This is a genomic window from Streptomyces sp. NPDC104371 (assembly GCF_055583785.1).
Genome location: NZ_JBVJNF010000002.1, coordinates 474,096 through 486,669 on the forward strand (window position 1 = coordinate 474,096; position 12,574 = coordinate 486,669).

10 protein-coding genes and 1 riboswitch are annotated in these 12,574 nt (G+C 69.5%); of the genes, 6 read left to right on the top strand and 4 right to left on the bottom strand.

Annotation, left to right across the window (positions count from 1 at the left end; translation table 11 throughout):
• Positions 1-27: 27 nt before the first annotated feature.
• From ACZ60T_RS07990 to ACZ60T_RS08005, 4 genes are all read right to left on the bottom strand, one after another.
• Positions 28-1,521 carry a glycoside hydrolase family 3 protein gene (locus ACZ60T_RS07990; RefSeq protein WP_469665234.1) on the bottom strand — a complete coding sequence of 498 codons (1,494 nt, stop codon included), beginning with the start codon at positions 1,519-1,521 and terminating at the stop codon, positions 28-30.
• A 9-nt stretch (positions 1,522-1,530) separates the two neighbouring features.
• Positions 1,531-2,379 (bottom strand): carbohydrate ABC transporter permease, encoded by an 849-nt coding sequence (locus tag ACZ60T_RS07995; RefSeq protein ID WP_365622164.1) that lies wholly within the window; start codon positions 2,377-2,379, stop codon positions 1,531-1,533.
• Positions 2,376-3,362 carry a carbohydrate ABC transporter permease gene (locus tag ACZ60T_RS08000; RefSeq protein WP_365622161.1) on the bottom strand — a complete coding sequence of 329 codons (987 nt, stop codon included), beginning with the start codon at positions 3,360-3,362 and terminating at the stop codon, positions 2,376-2,378. The genes ACZ60T_RS07995 and ACZ60T_RS08000 overlap by 4 nt, the downstream gene beginning before the upstream one ends.
• Positions 3,363-3,497: 135 nt before the next feature.
• Positions 3,498-4,772, bottom strand: a complete 1,275-nt coding sequence (locus tag ACZ60T_RS08005; RefSeq protein WP_469665235.1) for an extracellular solute-binding protein — start codon at positions 4,770-4,772, stop codon at positions 3,498-3,500.
• A 505-nt stretch (positions 4,773-5,277) separates the two neighbouring features.
• Between ACZ60T_RS08005 and ACZ60T_RS08010 the strand changes: the two genes are divergently transcribed.
• The 6 genes from ACZ60T_RS08010 (at position 5,278) to ACZ60T_RS08035 (ending at position 12,487) form a co-directional block, all read left to right on the top strand.
• Positions 5,278-6,042 (top strand): GntR family transcriptional regulator, encoded by a 765-nt coding sequence (locus tag ACZ60T_RS08010; RefSeq protein ID WP_365622155.1) that lies wholly within the window; start codon positions 5,278-5,280, stop codon positions 6,040-6,042.
• Positions 6,043-6,260: 218 nt separating this feature from the next.
• On the top strand, positions 6,261-6,527 hold the full coding sequence (locus ACZ60T_RS08015) for a DUF3311 domain-containing protein (protein ID WP_469665236.1): 267 nt from the start codon (positions 6,261-6,263) through the stop codon (positions 6,525-6,527).
• The gene (gene mctP, locus ACZ60T_RS08020; protein WP_469665237.1) at positions 6,524-8,122 is read left to right on the top strand and encodes a monocarboxylate uptake permease MctP; all 1,599 of its coding nucleotides are present in this window, start codon (positions 6,524-6,526) and stop codon (positions 8,120-8,122) included. Before ACZ60T_RS08015 ends, mctP begins: the two co-directional genes overlap by 4 nt.
• Positions 8,123-8,235: 113 nt before the next feature.
• Positions 8,236-8,742, top strand: a complete 507-nt coding sequence (locus ACZ60T_RS08025; protein WP_469665238.1) for a GNAT family N-acetyltransferase — start codon at positions 8,236-8,238, stop codon at positions 8,740-8,742.
• A gap of 81 nt (positions 8,743-8,823) precedes the next feature.
• Positions 8,824-8,971, top strand: a riboswitch (cobalamin riboswitch).
• 127 nt (positions 8,972-9,098) lie between these two features.
• The gene (locus ACZ60T_RS08030) at positions 9,099-11,471 is read left to right on the top strand and encodes a ribonucleoside-diphosphate reductase subunit alpha (protein ID WP_365622139.1); all 2,373 of its coding nucleotides are present in this window, start codon (positions 9,099-9,101) and stop codon (positions 11,469-11,471) included.
• Complete coding sequence (locus tag ACZ60T_RS08035) at positions 11,462-12,487, top strand: ribonucleotide-diphosphate reductase subunit beta (protein WP_469665239.1); 1,026 nt, start codon at positions 11,462-11,464, stop codon at positions 12,485-12,487. The genes ACZ60T_RS08030 and ACZ60T_RS08035 overlap by 10 nt, the downstream gene beginning before the upstream one ends.
• Positions 12,488-12,574 lie beyond the last annotated feature (87 nt).

A 12,574-nucleotide genomic window follows, 5' to 3' on the forward strand; every position in this document is an offset into this window, starting at 1 on the left:
CACCTTCACCGATGAAGCCGGACGGAGCTACGCGCCTGCGATGACCTCCGCCGCCGCCCGGCCGCAGACGCGGGCCGCGCCGTAGGTGGCGAGGTGCAGGGCGCCACGGGGAGCGGCACCGGGGACGCCCATCTCGACCACGATCGTGTCGGGCCGCCGCGCGAGGAGCGTGTCGAGGGCCCGGGTCATCCACGGGTGACGGTGCTCGTCGCGGACCACGGCCACGATCCGCCGCTCCCCGGCGACCGCCAGGGCCGCCTTCCCCGCCTCGTCGCCCGCGAAGGTGCCCGTCTCCGTGCCGGGCAGCAGCCGCAGCAGTTCCGCGGCCACACCCCACGGGGTCTCGTCACCCACGGCGATGTTCGCGACGGGGGTGAACGCGGCGACGTAGGGCGGCGCGGTGAGCGGGGTGAAGTCCGCCGCCCCGGTGACCGTGAGCGCGCGCCGGGCCGCCAGCAGGCCGATGTCGCTGCCGGTCGTCTCCCGCCCGGCGGCGCCGCTGCGGGCCGCGGACGCCGTCCAGCGGGCCAGTGCCCGTACGCGTTCCGCCGCCTCGAAGAGCCGCTCCTCGGGCAGTTCGCCCGAGCGTACGGCCGTGACCAGCGCGTCCCGCAGGCCGCGTACCGTCGCGTCGTCCGCGAGGCCGCCGCCCACGCAGATCGCGTCGGCACCGGCCGCGATGGCGAGGACGCTGCCGCGTTCGATGCCGTAGGTCCCGGCGATCGCCCGCATCTCCATGCCGTCGGTGACGATCAGGCCGTCGTAGCCGAGGTCGCCGCGCAGCAGCTCGGTCAGGATGCGCGCGGACAGGGTCGCGGGGCGGTTCGGGTCGAGGGCCGGGACCAGGATGTGCGCGCTCATCACCGCGCGGGTGCCCGCGGCGATCGCCGCGCGGAACGGGGCGAGTTCGCGTTCCTGGAGCACCTCGGGCTCCGCGTCGATACGCGGCAGCGCGTGGTGCGAGTCGACGGCCGTGTCGCCGTGTCCGGGGAAGTGCTTGGTGCAGGCGGCGACCCCGGCGGACTGGAGGCCGGTGACGTAGGCGGCGGTGTGCCGGGCCACCAGGTGGGTGTCGGCGCCGAAGGACCGTACGCCGATCACCGGGTTCGCGGGGTTGGAGTTCACGTCGGCGGACGGCGCCCAGTTGAGGTTCACGCCGCAGGCGGCGAGGCGGCGGCCGAGTTCGTGCGCCACCTGGCGGGTCAGCTCCACGTCGTCCACGGCGCCGAGCGCGTGGTTGCCCGGGAAGGAGGATCCCGTGCCGACTTCGAGGCGGGTGACGTCGCCCCCCTCCTCGTCGATGGCGACGAGGACGTCGTCGCGCTCGGCGCGCAACTGGGCGGTCAGGGCGGACAGTTGGTCGGGTGATGTGATGTTGCGGCCGAACAGGCCCACGGACGCGAGGCCTTCGCCGAGCCGGCGCAGCAGCCAGTCGGGGGCCGTGGTGCCGGTGAAGCCGGGCTGAAGGACGGTCAGGGCGTCACGGGTGAGGGTGTCGGTACCGTCGGCGTAGGTCGTCATCGGGTGGCGTTATCCCTTCACGGCGCCCGCGGTGAGACCCGCGGCCATCTTGCGCTGGACGAGGAGGAAGAGCACGACGATCGGCACCGCCATCATCGTGGAGCCGGCCATCATCGGGGCGTACTCGGTGCCGTGCTTGGTGGTGAAGTTGCCGAGCCAGACGGTCGCGGTCTGGTTCTGCTGGCTCATCAGCATCAGGGCGTACAGATACTCGTTCCAGGCCTGGATGAAGCCGTAGACCGAGGTGGCGACCAGGCCGGGGGCGAGCAGCGGGAAGACCACGCGGAGGAAGGCGCCGGTGCGGGAGCAGCCGTCGACCATGGCCGCCTCCTCCAGCTCGCGCGGGATGTTGACGATGAAGCCGCGCAGCGTCCACACCGTGAACGGGAGGATGAAGGTCAGATACGTGATGATGAGGCCGGAGAGCCTGTCGTACTGACCGAGGTCGTTGAGGAGCAGGAAGACCGGGATGATCATGGCGACGAGCGGGACCATCTGGACCGCGAGGATGCCGACGATCACGATCTTCCGGCCGCGGAAGGCGAAGCGGGAGATGGCGAGCGCGGCCAGCAGGCCGACGAGGATGCCGATCACGACCACCGTCAGCGACACGACGAGGCTGCGGCCGACGGGTCCCCAGAAGTCCGAGATGTCCAGCGCCCGGCGGAAGTTGGCGAGCGTGAGGCCGGTCGGCAGCAGGCTCGGGTCCGGGTCGATGGCGTCCTTCGCCGGTTTGAAGGCCGTGTTGAGCATCCAGTAGACGGGGAAGCCCGCGGTGACGAAGACGAACAGTCCGAGGAGGTTCCAGCCGAGCCTGGACTTCCCCCGTCGGCGCCCGGACGCGGCGATCGCGCTCATTCCACCTCTCCGATCTTGAGCATCTGGCGCATGTAGACGGCGACGACACCGAGCAGCAGCACCACGGTGACGAGGGCGATCGCGGAGCCCTGGCCGTAGTCGTTGACCACGAACGCCTTGTCGTACGAATAGGTCGTCAGCAGTTGGAACTCGGCCTCGGGGTGACCGTTGCGCATCACGAACACCTGCGGGAAGACCCCCATGTCCCAGATGACCGAGAGCGTCGTGAGCATCACGATGATCGGCTTGAGGATCGGCAGGGTCACATGGCGGAAGACGCCCCAGGCGCCCGCGCCGTCGAGCCGGGCCGCCTCCTCCAGCTCCTTGGGCACCTGGGTGAGGCCCGCCCCGAGGGTGATGACCACGAACGGGACGGCGCCCCAGACCACCAGGAGCATGATCACCAGCAGGCCCTCCGGTCCGCTCGCGAACCAGTTGTGGCCGATCATGTCGACGCCGGGCAGCTTGCTGAGGAGCGCGTTGAAGACGCCGTAGTCCGAGTCGAAGAGCCACTTGAAGACCGTGGTCGCGACGATGATCGGCATGCCCCAACTGGCCACGAGCACGATGTTGACGAGGGTCTTCACCCAGCCGGAGACCCGCTGGAGCAGCAGCGCGATCAGCATGCCGATGACCATGGTGAAGATCACCGAACCGGCGGCGAAGACGATCGTGCGCAGGACGACCGCCCAGAACCCGCTGTCGCCCAGCACATGGGTGAAGTTGGCGAAGCCGGCCGACTCGGCGGGCTTGAAGCCCCAGAGCTGCGACTGGCCGAACGTCTGGAAGGACAGGGTGACCAGCCGGACCAGCGGATAGCCCATCACCAGCGCGAGGATCAGCAGACAGGGCGCGAGCAGCGCCCAGGGGGCCGCGGTCACCGCCGATCGCCGCTTCTGGCGCGGCTGTTCGGGGACGTCCGGTGGCGGCGCGGGCCGCGGCGGCGGCACCTTGGCAGGGGTGGTGGTGTCTGCGGCACTCATGGTGCGCTCCTCAGCGTCCCTCAGGTCGTACGACGGCAGAGCCCCGCACGACCGCCTCGGGCGGGGCCGCCCGGCGCGGTCGTGCGGGAGGCGGGGCCCCGTCCGGGAGATGCCGGACGGGGCCCCGCGCGCGGGTCACTTGGTGTTGATGACCTTGTCGATCGCGGTGTCCGCGTCCTTCGCGGCGGCCTCGACCGACTTCTTGCCGGTGCCGATCTCCTGGAGCATGGTCTGGAGGATCTGCGCCTTCTCGACCTGGCCCCAGCCCGGTGCCATCGGGACGAACCAGTTGGACTCGGCCGCGGTGGCCGGGACCTCCGTCGCCGGGTCCTTCTTCAGCGTGGCGAGGTCGGTCTTGTTGTTGGGCAGGTTGCCCTTGGCCATCAGGCCCTTCTGGCCCTGGGGGCCGGTGAGGGCGTTGATCCACTCGGCGGCCAGGTCCTGCTTCGTGGACTTCACCGGGACCGCGAGGTCCGAACCGCCCAGGAACACGGGGATGTTCTTGCCGGACGGGCCGGGCATCACGAAGCTCTCGAGGTTGTCCTTGAGCTTGCCCGTCTTGTCGTTCTTCGGATCGGCCGAGGTCGCGCCCTCCCAGGCGGCGCCGAAGATCATGCCAGACTTGCCCTGGCCGTAGACGATGTAGCGGTCGGACTCGTCCTTGGTCTTGTCACCGTGCATGTAGTCGTCGATGACCTTCTTGAACGCGGTGAGGCCCTTGAGGGACTCGGCCGAGGAGAGGTTGGCCTTCCACTGGCCGCCCTCCTCCTTGGCTATGGAGCCGCCCGCGTCGTACACGAAGGACATGGCGGCGTACCAGTCGCGCGTCGGCTGGTACCAGGCGTTGAACTTGTCGCCTTCCTTCTTCTGGATCTTGTCCAGGGCGGCGGTCAGTTCCTTGTACGTCGTCGGGGTCGCCTTGACGCCGGCCGCCGCGGCCACGTCCTTGCGCCAGGTGGCGACGCGGCCACCGGCGTAGTACGGCACCCCGTAGGTCTTGCCCTCGTAGGTCACCGAGGTCTTGAGGCCGTCCAGCCACTGGGCGGAGTTGTCGAACTTCGCCGCGTCGACGGGGGCGAAGGCGCCCTTGACCATGTAGCCGAGCATCTCGCTGTTGCCCATCTCGACCACGTCGGGCGCCTTGTCGGTGGCGAGGACCGCGTCGAGCTTGGTGTTCTTGTCCGGCCAGCCGTAGTACTCGTGCTTGATCTTGAGGCCGGGGTGCTTCTTGATCACCGCGTCGTCGGCGGCCTTCACCAGCGCGGGCCAGTTGTTCTGGGCGTCGACCGTCAGCCAGACGGTGAGTTCCTTGGCGTCCGAGCCCCCGGACTTGCCGTCGCTGTCCCCGCACGCCGCGATGGAGACCATCATGCCCGCGATACCGATCGCGGCTACCAGCTTGCGCTTCACGCCACCCTCCTCAGGGATGCCACAAACCCCCCTGCCTCCCCGCGGTTGAGCGACGGTCGTAGTGTCAGCGCACACCGCCCATGGGGCCGGGACTGGACCAATGGTGTAGACCAGTACGGGGAGCTTGGCCCAGACCAATAGGCGTGTCAAGGGCGTTCAGGGTGCTCCAGGGGTCCGTTATGGGACCTACATATGCAAGGACCTTTAAGCAGGAATCCTGATATGCGAGGACCTTTGCGGATGGGTCCGGCGAAATCGGTGAGCCCGCCGACCGCCGCCCGGCGGGCCCACCGGCCACGGTCCGTCCGGCCCCCTTCGGGCGCTGTGGACTAGACCAGCAAGAGCCGCCGACGGTATACAGAAGGGATCCACGGCCGCGTGGCCGGGAGCGCGGACCATGCGAGCGGATCCTCGGCGGATCGCTCCCCCATGAAGCCGTGCCACGATGGAGCCGTGGCCGACGGCCGGTCGGCCGCTTCGGCGTACGGAGCCGGGAAGGCAGAGCATGACCACCGACGTCAGCGGTGCGGAGAGCGGGGGCGGGCCGACCGTCCGCACCGCGCGCGTACCCAAGTACTACCGCCTGAAGAAGCATCTGCTCGACATGACGGAGACGCTGCCGCCCGGCACCCCGGTACCCCCCGAGCGCACCCTGGCCGCCGAGTTCGACACCTCGCGCACGACCGTGCGCCAGGCCCTCCAGGAACTGGTCGTGGAGGGGCGGCTGGAGCGCATCCAGGGCAAGGGCACGTTCGTCGCCAAGCCGAAGGTCTCACAGGCGCTCCAACTGACCTCCTACACCGAGGACATGCGCGCCCAGGGCCTCGAACCGACCTCGCAACTGCTGGACATCGGCTATGTCACCGCCGACGACACCCTCGCCGGGCTCCTCGACATCTCGGCCGGCGGCCGGGTGCTGCGGATCGAGCGGCTGCGCCTGGCGAGCGGCGAGCCGATGGCCATAGAGACCACGCATCTGTCCGCCAAGCGCTTCCCGGCGCTGCGCCGCTCGCTGGTCAAGTACACCTCCCTGTACACGGCGCTCGCGGAGGTCTACGGCGTCCGTCTCGCGGAGGCCGAGGAGACCATCGAGACCTCGCTGGCCACCCCGCGCGAGGCGGGCCTGCTCGGCACGGACGTGGGCCTGCCGATGCTGATGCTCTCCCGGCACTCGCTGGACCAGGAGGGCAAGCCGGTGGAGTGGGTCCGCTCCGTGTACCGCGGGGACCGCTACAAGTTCGTCGCACGGCTCAAGCGGCCCCAGGACTGACCGGCACAGGCACGGACACACAGGGACAACCGGGGCTGACACACAGGGACAGAGGCTGACACCAGGACCGACACACGGGCTGACAACCACGGGCGGCCGACCGTTGCCGAACCGGTATACGCGGGACCGAACTGCGGACAAGGTCTTCCCCTCCGCCACCCCGTCACCTACATTTCCTGCCCATCACACAGGTGATCAGCAGGAAGTGGAGCCCCCGCATGTCGGATCAGTCGGATGGGAGCAGAGAGCCGATGGTGACGCCCCTGCGCGTCGTCATCGCACTCTGCCTCGTAGCGCCCTTCGTGGCGATGTTGTGGGTGGGCTCCTACGCCAAGACGGACCCCACGTTGATCGGCATCCCCTTCTTCTACTGGTACCAGATGGCGTGGGTGCTGATCTCCACCGTCCTGACGGTGCTCGCCTACCAGCTCTGGCAGCGTGACCAGCGCGCCCGCGCCTCCCGGAAGGGGGGTGCGTCGCAGTGAAGAACGACGTGAACGGCGTCGCTCTCGGCGTCTTCATCTTCTTCTTCCTGGCCGTCACGGTCATGGGCTTCCTCGCGGCGCGCTGGCGCAAGGCGGAGAACGAGCACAGCCTGGACGAATGGGGCCTGGGCGGGCGGTCGTTCGGCACCTGGGTCACGTGGTTCCTGCTCGGCGGCGACCTCTACACGGCCTACACGTTCGTCGCCGTCCCGGCGGCGATCTACGCGGCCGGTGCCGCGGGCTTCTTCGCGGTGCCGTACACCATCCTGGTCTATCCGCTGATCTTCACCTTCCTGCCCCGGCTGTGGTCGGTCTCGCACCGGCACGGCTACGTGACGACCTCGGACTTCGTCCGCGGCCGGTTCGGCTCGAAGGGCCTGTCCCTGGCGGTGGCGATCACCGGCATCCTGGCGACGATGCCGTACATCGCCCTCCAACTGGTCGGCATCCAGGCCGTGCTGGACGTGATGGGCGTGGGCGGCGGCGAGAACGCGAACTGGTTCGTGAAGGACCTCCCGCTGCTGCTCGCCTTCGGTGTGCTCGCCGCGTACACCTACTCCTCGGGTCTGCGGGCCCCCGCCCTGATCGCGTTCGTGAAGGACACGCTGATCTACATCGTGATCGCGGTGGCGATCATCTACATCCCGATCAAGCTGGGCGGCTTCGACGAGATCTTCGCGAAGGCGGGCGAGAAGTTCACGTCGACGGGTGCGGGCGGGGTGGTCCCGGCCGCGGGCGGTCAGTGGACCTATGCCACGCTCGCGCTCGGCTCCGCGCTCGCGCTGTTCATGTACCCGCACTCGATCACGGCGACGCTGTCCTCGCGCAGCCGTGACGTGATCCGCCGCAACACCACGATCCTGCCGCTGTACTCGCTGATGCTGGGTCTGCTGGCGCTGCTCGGGTTCATGGCGATCGCCGCCGGGATCAAGGTGGACAACGGCCAGTTGGCGATTCCGCAGCTCTTCGAGGACATGTTCCCGGACTGGTTCGCGGGCGTGGCCTTCGCGGCGATCGGCATCGGCGCGCTGGTCCCGGCGGCGATCATGTCGATCGCGGCGGCGAACCTGTTCACCCGCAACATCTACAAGGACTTCATCAAGCCGGACGCCACGGCGGCGCAGGAGACGAAGGTCTCCAAGCTCGTGTCCCTGCTGGTGAAGGTGGGCGCCCTGGTCTTCGTCCTGACGATGGACAAGACCGTGGCGATCAACTTCCAGCTCCTGGGCGGTATCTGGATCCTCCAGACCTTCCCGGCGCTGGTCGGCGGCCTGTTCACCCGCTGGTTCCACCGCTGGGCGCTGCTGGCGGGCTGGGCGGTCGGCATGGTGTACGGCACGGTCGCCGCGTACGGCGTCGCCTCCCCGACCCAGAAGCACTTCGGCGGCTCGTCGAAGGAGATCCCGGGGATCGGCGAGATCGGCTACATCGGCCTGACGGCCTTCGTGCTGAACATCCTGGTCACGGTGGTCGTGACGGTCGTCCTGCGGGCGCTGAAGGCCCCGGAGGGGGTCGACGAGACCAAGCCGGAGGACTACACGGCGGACGCCGGGGACCCGGGCGTCCAGGCCGAGTTGACGGAGGCGGCGCACTGAGCACGCGGTGAGCGCACAGCGCGCGTGACCCGATCGCGGGCCGTCGGACGGACATCCGGCGGCCCGTTGTCGCGCCCGTCCCGCACACTGACCCCGTCCCGCACACTGACCCCATGGACATCTTGATCCGGCGGGCGCAGGCCGCCGAGTACGGCCCCCTCGGGGAGATCACCGCCCAGGCCTACCTCCAGGACGGGCTGCTCGACTTCGGGGACAGCGACCCCTACCTCGGCGTGCTGCGGGACGTGGCCGCGCGGGCCGCCACCGCCGAGGTGCTGGTGGCCGTCGACCGCGACCGGGTGCTCGGCGGCGTGACCTTCGTCCCCTCCGGCGGCCCCATGGCCGACATCGCCGGGCCCCGGGAGGCCGAGATACGCATGCTCGCGGTCTCCCGTGACGCGCGCGGCCGGGGCATCGGCGAGGCTCTCGTACGCACCTGTGTCGACCGCGCACGGGCCGTCCCGGGCTGTGCGCGCCTCGTCCTGTCGACCCAGCGCACCATGCATTCCGCCCACCGTGTCTACACCCGCCTCGGCTTCACGCGCACCCCCGACCGCGACTGGAACCCCGTCCCCGAACTCACCGACGTCACCCTTCTCACCTATGCGTTGACACTCTGACATGCCCCGAGGCCATGGGCTATCTGATCCACTACGACCCATACAGCCACAACATGTGGTGGTGGCATGGCGACCCGGCACAAGATGTATGCTCGTGCTCGCTGTCGCCGCAGGGGAATCCGGTGCGAATCCGGAACTGTCCCGCAACGGTGTACTTGTACGCCTCCGTCCCCGGACGGGGTGGTGTACGAGGTCCAGTCCGAGGACCTGCCGACAGCAGCGCCCGACCGTCCGGTCCGGGCGCCCTGACGTCCGGGCCTCGTGGAATGGGCCGGTGGACGCGACGCGCCCGCACGCGCTCGTGAGCCCGCCTCCGCCCTCTGCCAGGCCCCGTGCCGAGCGAGGGAGAGCCCTACGTGACCATCGCGCCAGCCGAACCGGCTTCAGCGACACTCGCGGCGACCGACGGGACCGACGGTCCCGGTGCCGCCCTGCTGCGGACCCTGACCGAGCTGACCGCCGACCTCCCCGACGCGGACCCCGGCCGGGTGGCCGCCGCCGCGCTGCGGGGCCGCTCCGCGCGGGCGGACGAGGCGGAGCTGCGCGAGCTGGCCACGGAGGCCGCGGCCGGGCTCATCTCCGAGGACCCCGCCTACTCCCGGCTCGCCGCACGGCTGTTGACGCTCTCCATCGCCGCCGAGGCCGCCTCGCAGCAGGTCACGTCCTTCACGGAGTCCATCGCCGTCGGGCACCGGGAAGGGCTCATCGCCGACCGCACGGCCACGTTCGTCAGCCTCCACGCCGACCGCCTCGACGCGCTCGTGGACCCCGCCGGCGACGACCGCTTCGGCTACTTCGGCCTGCGCACCCTGCACAGCCGCTATCTGCTGCGGCACCCGATCACCCGCAAGGTCATCGAGACCCCGCAGCACTTCCTGCTGCGCGTCGCCTCCGGTCTCGCCGAGGACGACACCGCCCACGCCGTGGACGAGGTCGCGGCGCTGTACGCACTCATGAGCCGGCTGGAGTACCTGCCCTCCTCCCCCACGCTCTTCAACTCCGGTACCCGGCACCCCCAGATGTCGTCCTGCTACCTCCTCGACTCCCCCAAGGACGAGCTGGACTCCCTCTACGAGCGTTACCACCAGGTCGCCCGCCTCTCCAAGCACGCCGGCGGCATCGGGCTGTCGTACTCCCGTATCCGCTCGCGGGGTTCGCTGATCCGCGGCACCAACGGGCACTCCAACGGCATCGTCCCGTTCCTGAAGACGCTCGACGCCTCGGTCGCCGCCGTGAACCAGGGCGGTCGGCGCAAGGGCGCGGCGGCGGTCTATCTGGAGACCTGGCACCTGGACATCGAGGAGTTCCTGGAGCTGCGCGACAACACCGGCGAGGACGCCCGGCGCACCCACAACCTCAACCTCGCGCACTGGGTGCCGGACGAGTTCATGCGCCGGGTCGCCGCCGACGAGCCGTGGTCGCTGTTCTCGCCCTCCGACGTGCCCGAGCTGGTCGACCTGTGGGGCGCGGAGTTCGACGCCGCCTACCGCGCGGCCGAGGCGAAGGGTCTCGCCCGCAAGACGATGCCCGCCCGTGAGCTGTACGGCCGGATGATGCGTACCCTCGCGCAGACCGGCCAGGGCTGGATGACGTTCAAGGACGCCGCCAACCGCACCGCCAACCAGACGGCCGAGCCGGGCCATGTCGTCCACTCCTCCAATCTCTGCACGGAGATCCTGGAGGTCACGGACGACGGCGAGACGGCGGTCTGCAACCTGGGCTCCGTCAACCTGGGCGCGTTCGTCGACACCGCGGCGGGTGAACTCGACTGGGAGCGGCTGGACTCCGCCGTCCGTACCGCCGTCACCTTCCTCGACCGGGTCGTCGACATCAACTTCTACCCGACCGAGCAGGCGGCCCGCTCCAACGCCCGGTGGCGCCCGGTCGGCCTCGGCGCCATGGGGTTGCAGGACGTCTTCTTCCAACTGCGCCTGCCCTTCGACTCGCCGGAGGCCAAGGCCCTGTCCACGCGGATCGCCGAGCGCGTCATGCTCGCCGCGTACGAGGCCTCGGCCGACCTCGCCGAGCGCAGCGGCCCGGTGCCGGCCTGGGAGAAGACCCGTACCGCGCGGGGTGTGCTGCACCCCGACCACTACGGCGTCACGCCCACCTGGCCCGAGCGCTGGGCGGCGCTGCGCGAGCGCATCGCCACCGTCGGCATGCGCAACTCGCTGCTGCTGGCCATCGCGCCGACCGCGACCATCGCCTCGATCGCGGGTGCGTACGAATGCATCGAGCCGCAGGTCTCCAACCTGTTCAAGCGCGAGACCCTCTCCGGTGAGTTCCTCCAGGTCAACTCGTATCTGGTGCAGGACCTCAAGAACCTCGGCGTCTGGGACGCCCGGACCCGTGAGGCGCTGCGCGACGCGAACGGGTCGGTGCAGGACTTCGCCTGGATCCCCGAGGACGTACGGACGCTGTACCGCACGGCGTGGGAGATCTCGCAGCGCGGTCTGATCGACATGGCCGCCGACCGCACGCCGTATCTGGACCAGGCCCAGTCGCTGAACCTCTTCATGGAGACGCCGACCATCGGCAAGCTCTCCTCGATGTACGCCTACGCCTGGAAGCAGGGTCTGAAGACGACGTACTACCTGCGCTCGCGCCCGGCGACCCGGATCGCCCGCGCGGCCCGCGCCCAGGCCACCCTCCCCGCCCAGCAGATCGCCGACCCCGACGCCGTCGCCTGCTCCCTTGAGAACCCCGAGTCCTGCGAGGCATGCCAGTAATGTCCACCCACTCCTCCAAGAACCTGCTCGACCCCGGCTTCGAGCTGACGCTCCGCCCGATGCGCTACCCCGACTTCTACGAGCGCTACCGGGACGCCATCAAGAACACCTGGACCGTCGAGGAGGTCGACCTCCACTCGGACGTCGCCGACCTGGCGAAGCTCACGCCCGCTGAGCAGCATCTGATCGGCCGGCTGGTCGCGTTCTTCGCGACGGGCGACTCGATCGTGGCGAACAACCTCGTGCTGACGCTGTACAAGCACATCAACTCCCCCGAGGCGCGGCTGTATCTGTCGCGGCAGCTCTTCGAGGAGGCGGTCCATGTCCAGTTCTATCTGACCCTCCTCGACACCTATCTGCCCGACCCGGAGGACCGCGCCGCGGCCTTCGCGGCGGTCGAGAACATCCCCTCGATCCGCGAGAAGGCCGAGTTCTGCTTCAAGTGGATCGACTCGGTGGACAAGATCGACCGGTTGGAGACGAAGGCCGAGCGCCGCCGCTTCCTGCTCAACCTCATCTGCTTCGCCGCGTGCATCGAGGGCCTGTTCTTCTACGGCGCCTTCGCCTACGTCTACTGGTTCCGCAGCCGGGGTCTGCTGCACGGCCTGGCCACCGGCACCAACTGGGTGTTCCGTGACGAGACGATGCACATGAGCTTCGCCTTCGACGTCGTGGACACCGTCCGCAAGGAGGAGCCGGACCTCTTCGACGACGAACTGCGCGACCAGGTCACGGACATGCTCCGCGAGGCCGTCGAGGCCGAGCTGCAGTTCGCGCGCGACCTGTGCGGTGACGGTCTGCCGGGCATGAACACCGAGTCGATGCGGCAGTACCTGGAGTGCGTCGCCGACCAGCGCCTCACGCGTCTCGGCTTCGCCCCGGTGTACGGCTCCGAGAACCCGTTCTCCTTCATGGAGTTGCAGGGTGTCCAGGAGCTGACCAACTTCTTCGAGCGGCGCCCCTCGGCGTACCAGGTCGCGGTGGAGGGCACCGTCGACCTCGACGAGGACTTCTGAGCGACCGGCGCCACCGGTACGACAGCGCACCGACGCGCCGGCGCACGGCCAGGGACCTGCGGGCTTCCTGGCCGTGCGCCGTTGTCA

Coding starts and splice junctions, on each gene's coding strand:
- ACZ60T_RS08010 (WP_365622155.1), top strand. CDS start 5,278: ATGACCACCGACGTCAGCGGTGCGGAGAGCGGGGGCGGGCCGACCGTC.
- ACZ60T_RS07995 (WP_365622164.1), bottom strand. CDS start 2,379: ATGAGCGCGATCGCCGCGTCCGGGCGCCGACGGGGGAAGTCCAGGCTC.
- ACZ60T_RS08035 (WP_469665239.1), top strand. CDS start 11,462: ATGCCAGTAATGTCCACCCACTCCTCCAAGAACCTGCTCGACCCCGGC.
- ACZ60T_RS08000 (WP_365622161.1), bottom strand. CDS start 3,362: ATGAGTGCCGCAGACACCACCACCCCTGCCAAGGTGCCGCCGCCGCGG.
- ACZ60T_RS07990 (WP_469665234.1), bottom strand. CDS start 1,521: ATGACGACCTACGCCGACGGTACCGACACCCTCACCCGTGACGCCCTG.
- ACZ60T_RS08025 (WP_469665238.1), top strand. CDS start 8,236: ATGGACATCTTGATCCGGCGGGCGCAGGCCGCCGAGTACGGCCCCCTC.
- ACZ60T_RS08015 (WP_469665236.1), top strand. CDS start 6,261: ATGTCGGATCAGTCGGATGGGAGCAGAGAGCCGATGGTGACGCCCCTG.